This is a genomic window from Luteimonas rhizosphaericola (assembly GCF_029888045.1).
GTDB lineage: Bacteria > Pseudomonadota > Gammaproteobacteria > Xanthomonadales > Xanthomonadaceae > Luteimonas > Luteimonas rhizosphaericola.
In genome coordinates this window covers 517,733-536,023 of record NZ_JARXRN010000028.1, presented here as the reverse complement: position 1 = coordinate 536,023, position 18,291 = coordinate 517,733, and the positions used below count along the sequence as shown (strand labels likewise).

General features: G+C 68.7%; 11 protein-coding genes. 3 read left to right on the top strand and 8 right to left on the bottom strand.

The annotated features are described in order from the left end of the window. The first annotated feature begins 2 nt into the window (after nucleotides 1-2). Genes QFW80_RS15025 through QFW80_RS15015 form a run of 3 tightly spaced genes read left to right on the top strand, consistent with a single transcriptional unit; the run spans nucleotide 3 to nucleotide 2,396 of the window. On the top strand, nucleotides 3-530 hold the full coding sequence (locus QFW80_RS15025) for an acyltransferase (RefSeq protein ID WP_280602787.1): 528 nt from the start codon (nucleotides 3-5) through the stop codon (nucleotides 528-530). Next, nucleotides 530-958, top strand: a complete 429-nt coding sequence (locus tag QFW80_RS15020) for a GtrA family protein (RefSeq protein ID WP_280602786.1) — start codon at nucleotides 530-532, stop codon at nucleotides 956-958. The genes QFW80_RS15025 and QFW80_RS15020 overlap by 1 nt, the downstream gene beginning before the upstream one ends. Continuing rightward, on the top strand, nucleotides 948-2,396 hold the full coding sequence (locus tag QFW80_RS15015) for a hypothetical protein (RefSeq protein WP_280602785.1): 1,449 nt from the start codon (nucleotides 948-950) through the stop codon (nucleotides 2,394-2,396). The genes QFW80_RS15020 and QFW80_RS15015 overlap by 11 nt, the downstream gene beginning before the upstream one ends. Here the strand turns inward: QFW80_RS15015 and QFW80_RS15010 are convergent. The 8 genes from QFW80_RS15010 to wecC form a co-directional block, all read right to left on the bottom strand. Continuing rightward, complete coding sequence (locus QFW80_RS15010; RefSeq protein WP_280602784.1) at nucleotides 2,386-3,963, bottom strand: heparinase II/III family protein; 1,578 nt, start codon at nucleotides 3,961-3,963, stop codon at nucleotides 2,386-2,388. The genes QFW80_RS15015 and QFW80_RS15010 overlap by 11 nt on opposite strands. A gap of 91 nt (nucleotides 3,964-4,054) precedes the next feature. Further along, a complete protein-coding gene (locus QFW80_RS15005; protein ID WP_280602783.1) occupies nucleotides 4,055-4,564 on the bottom strand; it encodes a hypothetical protein in 510 nt (169 codons plus the stop codon). 23 nt (nucleotides 4,565-4,587) lie between these two features. Further along, complete coding sequence (locus QFW80_RS15000; RefSeq protein WP_280602782.1) at nucleotides 4,588-5,079, bottom strand: hypothetical protein; 492 nt, start codon at nucleotides 5,077-5,079, stop codon at nucleotides 4,588-4,590. A 135-nt stretch (nucleotides 5,080-5,214) separates the two neighbouring features. Beyond that, nucleotides 5,215-6,939, bottom strand: a complete 1,725-nt coding sequence (locus QFW80_RS14995) for a CheR family methyltransferase (protein WP_280602781.1) — start codon at nucleotides 6,937-6,939, stop codon at nucleotides 5,215-5,217. Nucleotides 6,940-6,958: 19 nt separating this feature from the next. Next, nucleotides 6,959-9,877: a polysaccharide pyruvyl transferase family protein gene (locus tag QFW80_RS14990; protein ID WP_280602780.1), complete on the bottom strand. Its 2,919-nt coding sequence runs from the start codon at nucleotides 9,875-9,877 to the stop codon at nucleotides 6,959-6,961. A gap of 17 nt (nucleotides 9,878-9,894) precedes the next feature. Next, nucleotides 9,895-10,935 (bottom strand): glycosyltransferase family protein, encoded by a 1,041-nt coding sequence (locus tag QFW80_RS14985; RefSeq protein ID WP_280602779.1) that lies wholly within the window; start codon nucleotides 10,933-10,935, stop codon nucleotides 9,895-9,897. After that, complete coding sequence (locus tag QFW80_RS14980) at nucleotides 10,932-16,964, bottom strand: glycosyltransferase (protein ID WP_280602778.1); 6,033 nt, start codon at nucleotides 16,962-16,964, stop codon at nucleotides 10,932-10,934. The genes QFW80_RS14985 and QFW80_RS14980 overlap by 4 nt, the downstream gene beginning before the upstream one ends. A gap of 17 nt (nucleotides 16,965-16,981) precedes the next feature. Continuing rightward, nucleotides 16,982-18,262, bottom strand: a complete 1,281-nt coding sequence (wecC, locus tag QFW80_RS14975; RefSeq protein WP_280602777.1) for a UDP-N-acetyl-D-mannosamine dehydrogenase — start codon at nucleotides 18,260-18,262, stop codon at nucleotides 16,982-16,984. Nucleotides 18,263-18,291: the final 29 nt, after the last annotated feature.

The following is an 18,291-nucleotide window of genomic DNA, read 5'->3' as shown; positions in this document are numbered from 1 at the left end:
CCATGACCTACTCCAAGGCGGCCTACCTGCGCGCCGCCGCGCACTTCACACTCTACGGGCTGGTGAAGTACATCCCGCCGCCGCTCGGAGATGCATGCCGGTTTCTCGTGCTGAAACTGTTCGTCGCCGAGATCAGGAGCTGGAAGATCAAGGACGGAGTCACCGTCTGGTTTCCCGAAGGCATCCGCATCGGGCGCCACGTCACCATCAACGAAGGCGTGTTCCTCGACGGCTTCGGCGGACTGACGATCGGCGACAACTGCCGGATTGCGCACGGCTGTTCGTTCATCAGCGAGGACCACGTCTTCTCGGATCCGGATACGCCGATCTGGCGGCAGGGGAAACTCGCCGGACCGATCGTGCTCGAGGACGACGTCTGGTGCGGGTGCGGCGTAAAGGTGCTGCGGGGCGTCTCCATCGGCAAAGGCTCGGTGATCGCCGCGGGCGCAGTCGTGACACGCGACCTCCCGCCCTATTCGATCGCCATGGGAGTTCCCGCCAAAGTCGTCGGCGTCCGGGGCGCGGCGTGATGTCCGGCGCGTCGCCGCGCTGGCTACGATCGTTCGCCTCGGAGGCGGTCCGGCTCGGGCTTTTGTCGCTCGCGAGCCTGGGGCTCGGTTACGTGCTGACGCTCGCGCTGCACGCAACGGGGCTGGCGCCGGAGACGGCATTCGGATGCGCGGTCGTGATCTGCTCCATTCTCAATTTCTTCGGATGCCGCCACTACGTGTTCCGCGGACCCAAGCCCGCCGCATGGCGTGAAGCGGTGAAGTTCTTCCCGGCCGTGCTGGCGTTCCGCGCAATGGAAGTAGCGCTCTTCGCGCTCCTCAACGGCGCTTGGGACAACCACCACCTGGCGTACTTCGCGACGGCGGCGGTCGGCATGGCAAGCAAGCTGCTGGTGTCGCGCCTCTTCATCTTCAGGCGCAAGCCGCAGGAGGGAGCACATGAATCCTGACGCCGCACCGACAGGCCGATCGGCGGCTGACCGGCCTCGGGCACAGGCCCCGACCTCCCTGTGCTGGGTGCTGGTCGCGGCCGTGCTCGTGCTGGTCTTCGACCCGGGCATCATGTCCAACGACAGCGTGCAGTCCCTGAAGCAGGCGCGTGCGTTCGCGTTCACCGACTGGCATCCGCCGGTGATGGCGATCCTCTGGAGCGTGCTCGATCGCATCGTTCCAGGCCCCGCCGGCATGCTGGTCGCGCAGGCAGTGCTGTATTCCTTCGCCGCCGCGCGCCTCTGCGCGACCGCATTTCCCACGCTGTCGGAACGAACCGGTCACTGGCCCGTCGTGATCGCGTTCAGCCTGTTCCCGCCCGCGATGAGCATCGTCGGAATGATCTGGAAGGACGTCTGGATGTCCGGATTCCTGATGCTGGCGCTCTCTTACCTGTTTTCGGCGCTGCGGGCACGCGGACCGACCGGGGCGTGGCGGCCCGTCGCAATGGTCGTCGCCTGCTGCCTCGCCGCCACCCTGTTCCGGCACAACGCGCTCGCCGCGACGGCCGGACTGCTGGCAGGGGCGGCGTATCACGTGCTCGGGCGGATGGCGGGATTCAGGCGCCTGGCAGCCGCCTGCGTGGCAGGGCTCGTGATGTCGGTGTTGCTGGCGGGGCTTGCATCCGCATTCAACAGGCTGGTCGCGGAACCCGCACAGATCACCACCGCGCTCAGGCTGTACGACATCGCGGGCATCGTCGCCAACAGCGACGCGCCGGCGGACGCGGCAGCCCTGGCATTGTCGGGCCCGGCGGTGCTCACCACGGATCGCTCGCGCTTCCTCGACAACGTCCTGCGCAGCTACACGCCCGCCTCCGCCACCCCCGTGGTCTCCCCACGCGGGCGAAACGCGCCGTTCTCCGTGCAGATCTATCGCCGCCACGATGCCGAGGGCGTGGCGCGCGTGTGGACAACGATGATCGGCCGGTATCCCCTGGCCTATGCCCGCCATCGTCTCCGGGTCACTGCCTGCCTGCTCCAGCTGTGCGATCGCGCTGCCTGGATCCAGCACACCTACTTTCTCAACGAACGCTATGCGTTCGACGCCTCGGTGCAACCCGACACGGTCCAGTGGGCGGCGAGGAAGGTGTGGCTCAGCCCCTCTCTCGCCATCCTGTACATGCCCGCGTTCTGGTTCCTGGCGGCCTTGGCCGGAGGCGTCGTCGGTCTGCTTCGGAATTCTCCCTCGCCGCTGTTCTTCATGGCCGCGAGCGCGCTCGGTCTGCTGGCGTCGCTGGTGCTGACCTCGCCGGTCGAGAGCTTCCGGTACGTACACTGGATCATGCTGCTCGGCTGGACGACCTGCTTCCTGCTGCTCGAGCACAGGATGTCGCGGGCCCCCGGCGCCGCGCGCGAGAACGCCCGGGGCCAGGACGCAGCCGGCATCAGAAGGTGATCGCGGTCCAGATGAGTGACTGCTCGGGCGGGTAGACGATCTTCACCACACTGGCGGGGACCTTCTGCCGGTAGCGCGGACTGAACCAGCCCTGGAACTCGTGCGGTGTCTCGACGCCGCGCACCACCTCGATGCGCTCCGGCGTTCCGCGCGGCCGGATGCGTGCGACAACCCGCCCCTTGCGCAGGATGTCCACATGCGCCTCGCGCGCCACGGCTTCGGCGTCTTCAGCGAGGTGGAACAGGGTCACGCGTTTCGAGCGGTCCGGTGTTTCGACATGGTCGCGGATCGCTATCCTGGCATCGGGCTGGTAGACGATCGTGCGCGAATGCCTGAAATCCGAACCGCGCCGCACGACCCCCTTGATCCGGTAGCCGGACTCCTCGGGCCGAAAGTGCGTCAGCGCGGAACCGCGCAGCCTGGTCCCGGACGGCGCATGCGGGCGATCCTCGAGCACCAGCAGGTTGTGCGCATGGTCGCTGACGAAGTACTCGCGAAGTCGATCCTTGTTGTACGAATACTTCCCCGAGTCGATGAACAGGGGCGCGCCGTCGTGGAAATAGACGAAGCTGAGCTCATCGGCGTGGGAGTGCGAGTCGATATGGTGGCTCCCCACGACGTACAGCGCGCGCGCCCTCGCCGCGGGCGTGCCCGGCACGGTGCGGACCACGCAGTATCCGGATGCGGCCAGGTCGACCGATGCGTATTGCCTTCCCGTCTTGCCGACGAATTCCGCGGCCAGCTGCCTTGCCCGGGGCATCGGCACGCCCTTGCCCTCGCTGTCGCCGACATTGAGGATGGTCCCGTCCGGGAACGACAACCAGGCCGAGAGCTCCTTGGCACGCGCCAACGTCGCAGCGATGTCTTCGGCCACGTCCGGGAACAGGCCGGGACGGATGCCGGAGAACAGTCGGATTCCGAACAGGTGGTAGTAGGGGGAGTTCTCGGTGTGCACCGCCTGTGAGGTGAACTGCGCCCGCAGCAGTTCCCTGAGGGTCTCCGATGTATAGGCGTTGTCCCGTGCGAAATGGCCGCTGGCGATGCTCAGCAACTGCAGCCCATGCATCTGGAACACGCCGTGATTGCCTTCGCTGATGAACGACTTGTCGCGGAGGGCATCGAGGTGCGCCTGCACGAGTACGTCGAGCGCGACCCGCTCCTCGTCGGTGAGGTCGGCCTGCCCGTCCTCGACGAGACACAGGACCATCGCCAGGTGCATCGCCCTGAGACCCGCGGCCATGTCGTACCAGCCGAACCGCGATGTACGCCCTTCGACGTAGTGGAAACGGTGCCAGTCGACGATGAAGCCCATCGCCTCGCGGAGATAGCGGGAATCACGTTCGGACGAGAAGTACCTTCCCCAGATCCGCGGCAGCATGCGCCACGCATGCAGCTGGAAACTCCAGTTCCGGTCCTGGAACGGGTCCATGTCCCAGTCCAGCGGGACCGCGATCGGGTGGGCGGGCAGGTCCGAACGCGGACGGAACCCGCTGGCCGCCTGCTCGTCGTACCCTTTGGCGATGATGGAAGCGAAATCCTCCATCTCGATGGCGGGGACACCGTCCATCAGCCGCGGGTCCGTTTCACCGCTGAAGCGGCGCGCCCAGTGGTCGCCCCACGTCGCGTCGCCACGCGCCGCCCGGCGGTGGACTGCACCATCACTGCGGCGGCGCGCCTTCCCCGTCGCCGTCCTGTGCTTGCGCCGCAGCGGCTTCGAGCCGCCAAGCGATGTAGGCCACCGCCTCCGCGCGCGGAGACGCGGTCTTCTTCTGTTCCGGCGTCCACGCGCTGGCCGTGGCGTAGCGGCCGTCTTCGTGGCGGTATACCACGCGCTGGCCTCCCTCGATGCGGTTGCGCGGCCGGGACGGCCGGAACCCCTGGTCGCGGAAGTTGCGCGTGATTGCGTCCAGCGCGCCGTCGGCATCCGCGCCGAACACGTCGACCTGGATGCGGCGCTCGGGCCCTTCTCCGTCGACCACGCGATCCGAACGCAGATGGTAGTCGAACGGAATCTCGAAGCCGCCAGGCAGGGCCTGGTCGAGTCGCTGGCGGGAGAAGGTGTCGCCTGTGGAGCGCCCGCCCGCATCATCCGCTGCCGCCTCCGGTGCGGCTGTCGGGGGTTGCGGACCGCACGCTGCCAGCACGAGCGGCAACGCCAGCGCCAGCATCGTCTTCTTCATCAGTTCCATGCTCAGTCTGCGTTCCAAACCAGGTGCAACGTTCCCTTCGCATTCTCCGCCCTGGGCTTGTCACGCCCCACGGTGATCTTCGCGATGACGCTCGCGCCGTCGGCGCGCGCGAACGTGAGCTGGGACTCACCGCCGACGTCGGAGGCGACCGGCGCATCGAACCCCTTGGCCTGGAGGGCCTGGGTCAGGGACGCACGCACGGCATCCGCCTCCACGTCCAGGTATTCGACCAGGATGCGGCGTTGCGGCCCGCCCTTCTCCGTGCGACCAGTGTTGTCGTAGAGTCGATGGAAACCGAAGGGGAGCTCGAAACCCTCGGGCAGCGCAGATTTGAGCGCCCCTGCCGCCGGCTTGGCCGCCGTCTCCGCCACGGGTGCCGCGTCGGGCGGCGAAGCCGGCTCTGCCACATCCGCTGTCGGCGCCTGCGCATCCGCCGGCGGCGGGTCCTGTCGGCAGGCAGCCAGCGCAAGGGCCGCGGCCAGCAGGACGATCACCTTAGAGTTGTACATGTGCACTCCGTTGAGGGCCCGGCGGCGGGGCGGGGCGTGGATTGTAGCCGTCGGCACGTGATCGCGGCATCGGGCCCGCGGGGGCGCGAGGCCGTGGGCACGCGGGCGTTGCGGGGCCGTTTAGGGATGACGCGCCTGCAGGACGTCCGCCGCCCAGCGCGCGCGGTCCAGCGAGCGCGCGAACAGCGATGCATGCTTCCAGCGTTCGCCGAGGGTATAGCGCGCCGGGGGCAGGGCCCAGTATGGCCGCGGACTGACATACCAGGCGCTGTGCTGGATGGTCCACGCATCGAACGCCTCGTCGCTGCCCTCCTCGACCGCGACCAGCCCAAGGCGCTCGATCAATGGGCCCATTTCGTCATGACGCACGCCGCCGATGCACAGCAGTCCGTCCCCGTCGAGCCGGTCGGCCAGGCGCTCGATCATGGTCTCGCGCATCGCCTGGGGCAGGTGCACGAGCACATTGTTGGCGACCATGAGGTCGAAGCGCGGCCCGGGCCCGGTTTCACAGAGGTCCTCGATCGCGAACTCGATCGCGGCCCGTGTTTCCGGTCCGAGTTCGGACCTCCCGTCGGGTCGTGGCTCGAGGTCCAACGGCCCGATGTCGTCGGGGATGGCGTGGACGGCCTGGAGCTCGAGTACCCCGGTGCGCGCACGCGCGAGCAAGGCGGGATCCACGTCCGACGCCCTGAGCCTGCACGAGTCCAGCAGGCCGCGCTGCTGCAGCAGCAGTGCCAGGGAATAGACCTCCTCGCCGGTGCTGCACGCGCCAACGTGGATGCGCGCGTGGCCCTTCGTGGCGACGATGGCCTCGATCAACGCGAGCAACTGGCGCAGCAGCGGCAAGTTGCGGAACATCAGCGTGCTCGCGGTCGGCGACGGCGAATCGGGTGCGTGTCCGGGATTGCGCCCGGCACGGGTGGACGAGATCAAGGCGTCGGCCATGCCGGCCTCGCCCGACACCTCCATCGCCCTGGCCAGCGCGAGCGACATCGCCTCCCGGGCCGCGTCGTCCTGGACCTGCATCACTGCCGCCTGGGTCCGGTCCAGCTGGTGAGCGTCGCCGCCGTGCCCAAGCAGGGCCAGCAGTCCGGCACGGTCGATGCGGTCGTAGCCCTCCAGTGCGGCGGCCAACAGGGCAGTTGCGCCATGCCCGGAGACCTGTTGCAGCAGGGCGCGCCTGACCGGCGTCGACAGCGCAGCGTCCCCGGCCAGCGCTTCCATGTGCGGGCACGCGGCGGCGGGATCGCCGAGCGCGTGGAGCACGCAGACGCCGTGCCAGCGCAACCTCCAGTCGCCGGCCCGGATCGACGCGATCGCGTGCAGCGCCTCGTCCAGCTTCCCCACCAGCCGGCGCTCGGCGAGTTGGTCTAGGATCGCGCGGTGCTGGACGCTACGCAGCGGCCCTTCGACGGCGAACAGGCGTTGCAGCGCGACGCGGACGTCCCCGGGGGATGCCGCCCGCTCGAGGCTCTGCAGCCCAAGGCGCCAGTTCCCGGGATCAGCGTGCGCGGACGCCTCGAGCAGGCTCCGCGCATGGACCGCATGGCCGGTGCCGTCCAGGAGCCGAAGCAACGGGGTCGGGGAGGTCCGGGACGCCAGCGCGGACGCCACGAAGGCGTCGAGCGCCCGACGACATCCGTCGCTGTCGCCCGCTTCGGCGTATGCATCGTAACGGCGCAGGTGCGACCGCCAGTCGGTTGGCGCCAGGCGGAGTACGCCCGCGAACACATCCCCGGCTGCGCGCCACAGCCCTTCGCGTGCAAGCAAGTGCGCGAGCCGTCGCAGCGTGGATGCGTCGGCGGTCCCGTCGATCTGCACGACGATAGGTGCATGTTCGGCCATTGTGGGCGCCCCGCTCCTGTCAGGCTGTCCGATCGCCGGCCGTCGCGGCGATCGCTGCGGCGCTGGAGTTGGCCACCTGCGTCGGGACCCCGCGGCTGGCCACGACCGACAGCTCGCACCCGTGGCCAGCGGAGACGCCCGGTCCCGCGAGCAGCTTCACCTGGCTCACTCGGGGCCATGCCGTCGACGCGAAGCAGGTGCGTTCGACGTAGACGCCCAGCCTGACCGGGATGCGCGTCGGCCCCTTGCAGAACACGTGCAGCCGCACCGGATCGCTGCTCAGGGCGAGATCCTCGCGCAGGCGCCAGCGTTCGCCGATCTCCAGTGTCCAACGTACCCGGCCGACGGCCTTGGGGTTCGAATAGCCCGACTCCAGGCTCAACGCGACATCGACGTCACCTGTGATCGGCACGTCCAGGTATCCCTCGACCTCCATCCCGTCCCCGCGTGTCGGGGTCGGCGTGGGGATCGAGACCGCCAGGGACGTGACCGCGGCAGCCGCTGGTACGGCGTCGTCGACGATCGAGCCACACGTCACCTTGCGGGCCTCGATGAATCGAAGCGCGTCGGCGCCTGGCGCCACGCGTGCCGCCGGCGCGGCGGCGGCGCTAACGGCCGCGTTCGCCGGATTCTGGGCCGGCATCATGCGCGGCACCTCGAACACCACCTGGCGCGCGGGCGCCGCGGCCAGCTTTGCCGCCACCTCGTCGAGCGCGGCGGCGGCCTCGGCTTCCAGCGAAGCGATGGTCGCGGTCGCAGGCGCGGGCAGCCCGTCACGCTCCTGCATCACGCCTGCGAGGGCTCCAGCCAGCCATCCGGCGGGAAGGGGCAGTTCGTGACAGTGCATTGAACGGCCGAGTTCAGCGAAATGGTTGGCGACCTTGGGATCGTAGGCGATCCCGGCCACAGGCGTTCCGAGGCGATGGGCCAGCAGGCAGGCGTGCAGCCTCATCGAGACCAGTGCATCGACCGACGACAGCGCCGCGACCAGGGCGTCGGTGGTCAGCGGCGCCTTCATCACGAAGCACGGCACCGACGCTTCGATGGCGCGGGCGACGCGCGCGAGCACGGCCGAGTCGAGCCGGTCGCCGGCCTGCATCGGGATGCCGACCACGGCGATGCGTTCGCGCGCGGCCTGCGCGAGCAGTGCCCCCGACACCTCAGCCACCAGCGCATCCTCGTCGGTATGGGCCCACGGCCGGAGGTTCAGCCCGACCACCCGGTACCCCTCCGCCCGGAAGGCGCTGATCTCGTCGGGGGCGGCGGGCCGGTCGAGTTCCAGGGCGTAGACCACATCGGGCGCCTGGTGCACGCCGTCGTGGCCCGGGAGTATGGCGCGCGCCAGCCTCAGCGATTCCTCGTCGCGCACCATGACCGATTCGGCGTGGCTGCCGATGAAACCCGCCATGCGCCGCGCATCGGGGTCGTCGAGCGGCCCGATGCCGAGGCCGACGACGTGGAACGGCGCGTCGAACATCCGCGCCATTAAGGGCAACGCACCGAAGCCCGCGATCGAGATCTGCGGATTGTCGAACAGTCCCAGCAGCCCGCCGGAACGTTCGAACGTGTAGTCGTGCCAAAGTCCGCCGCCGCCCAGCACGATGCCGCTCGCGGTACGCGCCGCATGCAGTGCCTGCGGAAGCGACTTGCGCGGGAAGGACTGCAGGCCGTGGTGCCGTTCGACCTGGTCGGGGTTCTCCGCCGCGATCCACACCTGGGCCGCCGCATCGGCCGACTGGATCCGTTCGGAGATCGACCGCAGGATGAGTTCGTCGCCGACATTGCTCGCGCCATAGAAGCCGGAGAGCAGCACGTGCTTGGCGCGCGGCAAAGATTCGGACAGGATCCCTGCGATCTCGCCTTCGCGGCGCGCGCCGAGCCAGGAACCGCCGGCCGCGGCGATTCGCTGCATCTCGGTGAACAGCGATATCCAGCGGTGTTCGTAGAGATGGTGGTTGATCAGGCGCTCGAAGGCGCGTTCGGTCATGTGCCGGTAGCGCTCGGGATCGGCGAGCACGGCGCGCGCCTGCTCCACCAGGTCGTCCTCGTCGCGGTACCCCAGGATTTCCTCGTCGTACGTGAAGAAGTCCTCCATCTCGCCGAAGCGTCCGGTCGCGACCAGTCCGCCGCTGCCGACCGATTCGAACACGCCGCACTTGATGTTGATGTAACCGGCACGCGTCATCGGGAAATTCACGTGCACCCGGCCCTCGCGGCTGGCCTGGACCATGCGCCGGCCTTCCACCACCTCGCTGCCGGGGAGCTCCCAGCCGCGGCCATAAGTGCGCACGTCGAGGTCCCGGGCGACACGCGTCATCACACCGTTGCGCTCCGGGCGGGCCGTGGCGTGGCCGATGCAGATCACGTCGGCCTGCAGTTCGGGCGCGCGCGGCACCACCTGGGTGACGAATCCCCGGTCGATGCCGAAGGGGAAGTACAGGGTGTTGGGCACGCCTGCCTGGCGATACATTTCCATCGCGACGCGTGCGTTGGTGGTGTGGAAGTCGAATTCGCCCACGTGCGGATGCACGCTGGGGAACACGTCCGGGTCGCTGAGGGTCAAGCCGACGAGCACGATGCCGCTGGCCTTGAGCGCCGCAGCGTCCTCGGGCCTGAACACCATGCCGCCGGCACAGCAGACGATCATCTGCGGACGGAACCGCGCCAGCACGTCCTTGAGGAACCCGGCGTTGACGTAGATGGGCCCGTTGCCGCCCTTGGCGCGGGTCGGATTGTCGACCAGGCCCCGATGCCGTTTGGCGTCCAGGTCCAGGACGTGGTGTCCGAGGTTGCGCAGCGAACGCGAAAGGCACGACACGATGTCCGTGGAGCCGTTCACCGACCGGCCCAGGAACAGGATTCGCCAGTGGCTGCCATGGTCGAAGTGGCGCGTGGCGAGCGCGTTCCGGGTGGCGGCGATGTTGGGGTTGAATTCCATAGCGTGGGGATTTCCCGTCAGACAGATTGGTAACCGAACTCGCGCTCGGACAGGTCCAGGTCGGCCACCCGGATGCGGCCGTCGACCAACGCCTCCAGGTAGCGCGCGCGGGAGGCCGCCGAGAAGTGCGCCTCGACGTGCGCCCTGGCCCGCCTCGACAGCGCAAGCGCCTCGTCAGGGCTGCTCCGCAGGCGCTCGGCGATCCGCAGCGCCGCAGCCACGTCCGGAGCGGCCAGGCTATGCCGGAAATGCGCGCTGGGAGCGCTGTCCAGCGAGATGACCGGGAGCCCGACGGCGGCGTACTGCGGCACCCGGCTGGGAAGATCGAAGCCGCCCAAGCCGGCCAGACCGGGGAAATCGTACGCAGTGCCGGCGTAGTCGGCAAACCGCTGGGCGATGTTCAGGCCAGCCACGAAATTCCGCATGACCGCGCGCATCGCGTCCACCCCGTGCAGCTCGCCCGCATGGATCCCGGCCGGATCCGCGGCGCATCGGCCATAGACCCGCACATCGCCTCCGGCCTCGGCCAGCAGCCGGTAGCGTCCGGCCTTGGCGGGACCATGCAGGTTGCCCATGAACACCATCGGCCTGCGCGCGCGCGCGAGGTCCCACGTATACGGCCAACGGGCGGGATCGAGCCAGAATGGAAAATTCACGCCGGGCCGGTGGCCGTGGCCATCGTAGAGCCGCAGGACGCGGGCGTCTCCGCAATGCAGCACCACGTCGTAGGCATCGACGACGTCGGCATAGGTCGTGGCGTAGAGCACCGGATCGTCCGGCAACCAGACCACGGTCGTGATCCCCGCGTCGCGCAGCCGCGCGAGCTGCGCGTGGTCGAGTGCGCCGGCGCGGAAGTTGAAGAGCACCTCGCGCCCCGTCGCGATCACACGATCCACGGCCTGCGCGATCCGGGACTTCGATTCCACTGCCGACACCGCGGTGAAGCCGTGGGTCAGTCGTCCCGTCGCCAGCACGTCGTGGCCGTGCGCGGTGAGCGCGTCCGCCAGCGCCGTGCAGACGTGCGCTTCGTTGATCGCATCGAACAGCGCGAACTTCATCCGCGAGGCGGGGCATCCGGCCCGTGTGCAAGCAGCGGTACCACCCAGGTGCGCCGGATGTGGTCGAAACCGTGCGCCTGCGCCACGCGTGCGCTCAGCGTGGACGCCTGGTCGCGAAGTTCGCGTCGCGCGGCCAGGTCGCCGAGCACGGCGACGAGGGCAGGCACGTCCGCGGCGAAGAGCGGGTAATTCCCGCCGAAGGCGTCCAGGTTCGGCCCGCTTGGCAACATGACGCATGGCAACCCGCACTGGCCGTATTCGAGCACTTTGGTGGACAGTTCCAGCGTGCCCTGTTCCAGCTCCGGCCGACGCCAGGCCCAACCCACGTCCATTCCCGAAAGCGCTTCGTACAGTTCCGCGCGGCTGACACCACCGTGCCACACCACGCCCGGCATACCGCGCAGACGGTTCAGCGTCTCCGGCTTGAAGTCCGGATCGTCGGGAGGGTTGTGGATCTTGTCGCCGAACACGTGCAGCTCGGACGCGACGCCCTGCGCGTGCAGCCGCTCGAATGTCTCGAACATTTCCCGGATGCCCCAAAGTGGCGCGAACTTCCCGGCGTAGGCGATCCGCAGCACTCCATCCCCGCCATCACGGACCACCCTGGCAACGCGACGCCGGTCCGGGATCATCGGCGGCAGACGTCGCGTGCGGCCCTGCGCCTGCGGTACGCACCGGTCCAGCAGGTCCTGCAACGGCTGCGTCTGGCAAAGCAGGTACTGCGACGCCTCTGCGATGCGTCCGAGTTCAATGCGCCAGCTCTCATCCAGCGCCGTCTCGTTCTGGGGAACGTCGGTGAGATAGGCCCACAGCCGCCCCTCGAACTGCGGGGTGCGTGCTGCGAGGCGGTTGACGGCGAATCCCCGAAGGACGATCGCCCGATAGGGCGCCTTCTCGTCTTCCACCGCGATCCGTGCCAACGCTTCCTCGGGACGGTAGTCGGGAACGTCGCCGACCGCGCCAGGCTCGATCAGCCGGACATTGGTCAGGCCAAGCAAGGACGCCACGACGCGGGTGTTCGACAGCTTCGCCTTCAGGAACAGATCGACCTGGACATCGTCGAGGCCCGACAGCACCTCCACCAGCGAGGCCGCCCAGACCGCAGATCCGTCCAGCAGGTTGAGGTTGAGATCTCCGTAGACCGCGATCCGACGCGGCGCGGCCGTGCCCGGCACTGCGTCGCCGGGAGGCGCGGGCCGTCCCAGGATCAGGTCGATCTCGCGATCGAGCGTCTGCTGGCGGCCACTCAGGGTCCGGACGTGCTCGGCGGCCTGCCGGGACATCCGCAGATACCGGTCCGGATCCGCCTGCAGCTGGCGGATCGCGTCCGCCAGGCCACGCCAGTCCTCCGCGTCTGCCAGGAACCCCGCATGCTCGTCGACGAATTCCGGAATCGCGGACACCCGGTTGGTCACCGGCACCAGACCCGAGGCCATCGCTTCGTCCCGGGAAACGCCCTGCGAGTCGATCCGGCTCGGCACCAGGAAGACGCCGTGCGCCGCATGGGCCTCCCGGATTTCCTGCTGGGTGAGGAACCGGCGTTCGATGTGGATGTTCGGAAACCCCTCGCGAAGCGGAGCCAGGGTCTCGTCGAACAGTGGCCCGTCGCCGAAGAAGCTGAAACGCAGGTCCTGGAACCAGGGTTCGCGGGCGAGGTCGAGTACCGCCCGGACCGCCAGGTCGTTGGCGTACGTGCGCTTGCTATAGGGCCGGATCGACAGGATCCGCTGCCGCTGGAGCGCGTCCTTTTCGCGGTAGGGAAAGAGCTCGCCGTCCACGTGGTTGTGGATCACGGTATAGCGGTCGCGCGGGATCACGATGCCCAGGTCGCGCATCGCCTCGTTGGCCAGATGCTCGGACACGAATACCAGGTGGAGTCCGTCGGGCAGTTCGCCCAGCACCCGGCGCCACAGCGCCATGCGCATGTCGCTCCGGTGGATCGCGGCTCGCCGTTCGGCGTCGTTGGCGTTGTTGAAATCGCGCCGGTACCACGGCTGGATCTCGGCGCCGTGCACCCAGACCACCACCCGGCTGCGCCCGAGCCACGGCTCGACCGCCGACCAGACCTGTTCGTCGAACGAGTGCACCAGGATCGATGCGTACCCGTTGGACTCGAGCATGAGCGCCAGATCGCCCACGTTGCCGCCCACCACGTCGACGCCCTCGAACTCGCTGTACGACAGGGGCGCGTCGCTGAACCGGAACACGTCGACCCCCAGCCCGGCGGCACGGTACCCGGCGACGCGCCGGTGGACGAACGTGTAGCTGTAGAGCTGTTCGTAGGAGGGATAGCTCCGCGACACCAGCAGGTGGCGCCCTGTCGAGGCGATCGCGTCGACGTCGGGCGGCATGTGCTGGAGCACGAGCCGGTCGAGCGTGGCCAGGCCGGCGTCCTGGAACCGGAATCCCAGCATCACTAGGCGCGTTCCCTCGGGCGGGACCACGCTCTGGTTGGAGTTGCACGCGCGGATCACATGGCCGATGCGCTGCTGGTTGCCGTCGAGGAAGATCAACGTGATCGATACCAGCATCCCGGCCGACGCAAGCATGTTGAATCGACCGATGTCGTTCGGGAAAAGGACCTCGACAGGCACGCACGCGTTCGCATACACGTACGCGAACTTGCCCGCGCCGAGCGTGCTCGCCACTTCGATGCCGCTCTCGCCCGTCGCCAGCCGGATTTTGCCGGCGGCATACTCTCCTTCGGGGAACAACGACGCGAGCTGGGTGGCGCCGTAACCGATCAGCACCGGTTCTTGGCCCGCCCGTTGATCCCGCTCGCCCGACGCCGCGGCCATTTCCTGCAGACGGTCGAGCGCGATGCCGGGGTCGACGACCAGGTCGTCCGCCGCGGGGCACGCGTCCGCGGCGTGGCCGCTGCAGTAGTTGAACTCGTCGATCGCGAGCGCCGACAGGGTTCCAGAGCATCCGTCCAGAACGTCGGCGACGGAGCGTCCGGCCAGCGCGGACACCCGCACGATGCTCCGCCCGGGCGGAATGCCGTCGCAGCGCGCGTATTGCGTGCCTGCTTCGAGCAGCGACGGGCCGCCGGTCGTGCCCGCGGCGTAGTGAGCGCGCTTGCCGATGACGTCCGCGTCCGAATACCGCGTCGCCAGGGCCAGGTCGGTCAGGTAGGACGGTCCGTAGTAGTCGCCCGGCGAGAAGACGGCGACATGGTCGGCACCGTCTGCCAGGGTGTCGATCGGGCCGGTCATCCGGTCGGGGGACGCGACCAGGATGTCGGCCCGGCCGTCCACCCGTCCGGTTCCCACACCCTCTGCCGCGATGATCGCCAGAGAGCGATCCCGGTAGCGCTGGCGATCGAACGCGGCGACCACGGCGTCCAGTTCTTGCGCGTCCGACACCCGGGCCAGCACCCGGACCGCGGGCAGGCGCACGTCGATGGCGCGCCCCGCGACCCGCGAGGCCACGAACGCCATCCGGTCTTCGTAGGTATGTTCGCTCAGCACCTTGCGCAGGCCGAGCAGGCGGAACTTGCGGTAGGCGGTCTCGTCCTGCAGGTAGGGCCGCAGGCGTTCCATCACCTGGCTGCCGCTGTCGGAACTGACCACCAGGTCCCCGAACATCAGCCGAAGACCGCGCGAATAGTTGCTCACGGTGACGGTATTGCTCGCGAGCAGGTCGAACGCGCGCCGCGCGAACATGCTCTGTGACTGCTTCACCGTGTTGATGTTGATGCCGTACCGGTACCCCTTGTACGCGCGATCGATCTGGTCGTAGGGGAGGTTGCCGCGGATCAGGCCGGCGTAACGGTCCGGGAACTCGAGGGAGGCATCTCCCTTCCCGAGATTGCGGTCGAAGATGTCCACCGACGTCCGCTCCGCGAGTGCGTCCACGATGGACGCGAAATCCCGCTGGCGTTCCGGATACTTGGCATAGTAGGAACCGGCGAAGCAGAACCCGTCGACGCGATCATGGGTCTCGACCGGATTGTGCGACCGCGGCTCGCAGGCGAACGGCAGCAGCGACACGCGGTCATGCCCCAGTTCGGCCCGGTACCCCTTCATGCAATCGATGTCGGTGGTGAAGACGTGGTCGAACAGCCGGGCGGTCGGCAGGAACACGCTGAAGTGGACCGGATCTTCCTTGTTCCAGAATGCAGTGGGGATGCCGGCGGCGCGGGCCGCTGTCACCAGATCGCGCAGCTCGTCGGACAGCGGATAGATCTTCCGCGCCCATCGTTCGCCTTCGCCCTTCCAGGCCGATTCGACCAGCACGATGTGGGGAGCGAACGCCTCCATCTCCTCGCGCCAGCCGTCGGGGGTGAGCTGCATGAGCGTGCAGCAGTGGCGGAACGACTCGCGAGTGAAGTCGTCCATGATCGCCGCCACCCTGAGCTCGGACACTCTGGAGGGAAACGCGCCGGTGACGACGGCGGGCTCCGGTTCGGCGTCCAGCAGCGGCAGCACCCTGATGCGCCCGGAGGGCAACGCCACCGGCGCAAGGCTGGATACGTCCGCCACCTTGGGCTGCGGGGTCTTACCGGGTTTGGCGGGCGCGGGGGACGCGAACGCCAGGCTTGGATCTTCCTCCTTCGCGCCCGCCGAAGCGGACACTGCGGGATGCTTGCGCCGCTCGCGCCGGCGGCGTACCCCGTTCGCGGCGAGGCGGCCCAGCCGGATCGGCAGTGCGACGAAGTCCCGCACCGAGCGCGTGGCGGCCATCAGCGTCATGCCGAGCTGGAACGACACCGAACTCTTCAGGAAGTCGAGCTCCGCGTTGGCCTCATCGAGCCAGCCCTTGACCGTCGCATGCTGGTGTTCGAGGCGCCGGCGATAATCGACCATACGCTCGACCTTGACCTCGTGCCGCTGCCGCTGGGCGTCGCGTTCCCGCTCGAGGCGGCGCACCTCCCCGCGCAGTTCGCGCAAGCGGCGTCGCGACTGGTCGAGCTCCACGAGCTCAGACTCGATGCCGGCCAGCTTCTCTTCCAGGTCGGCAGATGCCTCGAGGGCCGCATCTTTCGCCGCGATCGCACCGGCCAGATCGCGCTCGGCCTTCGCCAGGGCGGATTGGAGCTGCGTCGAGACCTCGGCCGCTTCGCGTCGTGCGGCTTCGCCCCGTTCCCGATCGCGATCGGCGTCGCGCAGCGCCGCCGAGATCCGCTCGATTTCCGCGGAGGCAGAAAGCGCTTCGTTGCGGGTGGCGAGCAGCTGGCTCTTGAGCTGCGAAAGTTCCTGGCGGTCCCTGGCCATGAGCTTGGCGCTTTCTGCGGCCGAAGCCCGGGCCTCGTCGCGCGCCTTGGCGAGCTTCGCAGCGAGTTCCTTCCGTGCCGCATCGTTTCTGCGGGCCGCGGCCAACGCCTCGAAGCGCAATTCCTGTGCAGCCAGCGTGCCCGACTCGGTCGTGAGCAGGAGCCGTTCGGGCTCAAGTTGGCCTTGCGTCGAGCCGACATCCGCCGTCGCCACCACCCGGATGTAGCCATCGACGACGTCGATGTGATCGAACCGCATCCCCTCCAGCGCCTGCGCGATGTCGCGCGGGAACACGGTGCACTTGTGGTCGGGGAACGGATGCAGCCCGAACGGCACCGTGACCACGAGCCGCCCACCGGGCGCCACGTGCTTGCGGGCGGCCTTGAGGAAGCGCGGCGCGGAGGTCTGATGTTCGACGACCTCGCCCATCACCACGTTGTCATAGACGCGGCCGCTCGCCATGGAGAGCAGATCCATCCGCTCGAAACGGACACGGCCCCGCACCTCGGGCGATTCCACGGCGAGTTCCCGGCTCGCGTACTCCACCGCCTCGGCCATGATGTCGATGCCGTGGACGTCGAAGCCTTCGCGGCCCAGCAGCAGCGAGGTGATGCCCTGGCTGCAGCCCACATCGAGGACAGTGGATCCTTCGCACTGCGCGCACATCCAGTTGATGCGGTCGCGCGTCTTGCGCCCCATGCCTTCGCCGAGGCGGTCGTAGTAGGCCTCGTTGACGCGGTCGAGCCAGATCCCTGCGCCAGTGTGCTCGCCGTCGTGTCCGTCGTGCTCGTCGTGTTCGTTGTGCATGCTCATCCTGTCGATCGGAACGCTCAGACCCAGAACCCGGCCGCATCGAGCAGCTGCTTGCCGTCGGGGCGCGGGTGGACCCGGAAGGCGGTGTGCCCGACCAGCACCAGGACGATCGAGGCCGCGGCGATCGCCTCCGAGTGCGGCCGGATCTGGAGGGAATGCGCGGCGACCACGGCGCCATCCAACGCCTCGGCGTAGGGGTCGCTGCAGAGGATGCGCCCGGGATACTCGTCCGTGAGCATGCAAGCGATCTCCAGCGACGGGCTCTCCCTGAAGTCGTCGACGTCCGGCTTGTACGAAAGCCCCAGGCACACCAGCGTGGCCTCGGGATCGGCGTCGAGGAGCGCCCGCGCCTGGTCGAGCACGTAATGCGGCTTGGCGTCGTTGACCTCGCGCGCCGTGCGCATCAGGCGAGCGCGTTCGGGCGCTTGCGCGACGATGAACCAAGGGTCGACCGCGATGCAGTGTCCACCGACGCCCGGTCCAGGGCGAAGGATGTTGACGCGGGGGTGGCGGTTCGCCAGTGCGATGACCTCCCATGCATCGACGCCCGCGTCGCCACACACCATCGACAGCTCGTTGGCGAACGCGATGTTGACGTCACGGAAGGCGTTCTCCGTCAGCTTCACCATCTCGGCGGTCTTCGCGTCCGCGGCCAGGCACTGGCCGCGCACGAACGCCTGGTAGAGGCCGGTGGCGAGGGCGGTGCAGTCCGCCGTCATTCCGCCGATGATGCGGTCGTTCTCGACCAGTTCCCGGAGCATGTTGCCCGGAATGATGCGTTCGGGACAATACGCCAGGTGGATGTCCGGCTGTGCACCGGCCTGGTGCGGGAACCGCAGGTCGGGGCGCGCTTCGGCCAGGAGCCGCGACAGCCGCTCGGTCGTGCCCACCGGCGAGGTGGACTCGAGGATGATCAGGTCGCCGCGCTTGAGGACCGGCGCGATGGAGCGTCCAGCCGCTTCGACGTAGCTCACGTCGGGCTGGTGGCCCGGCGCGGCCCCCACCGGCGTCGGCACCGCGATGACGAACGCGTCCGCCGGCACCGGCTCCGTGGTGGCGCGGAGGTGGCCAGAGGCCACGCAGCGCTCCACCAGCGCGTCGAGGTCGCCTTCCTCGATGTGCGGCTTGCCCGCATTCACCGCGTCGACCGCCCGCTGGCTGATGTCGATGCCGACGACCTGCTTGCCGCTCGCGGCGAACATGGCCGCCGTCGGCAGGCCGATGTATCCCAGGCCGACCACCGCCACTGTCCGCAACCGCCCGCCGTCGGGTTCATGCCCCGCTTGCTGGATACTCACGTGCTCACCACCCTCTGGATTGTTCATGC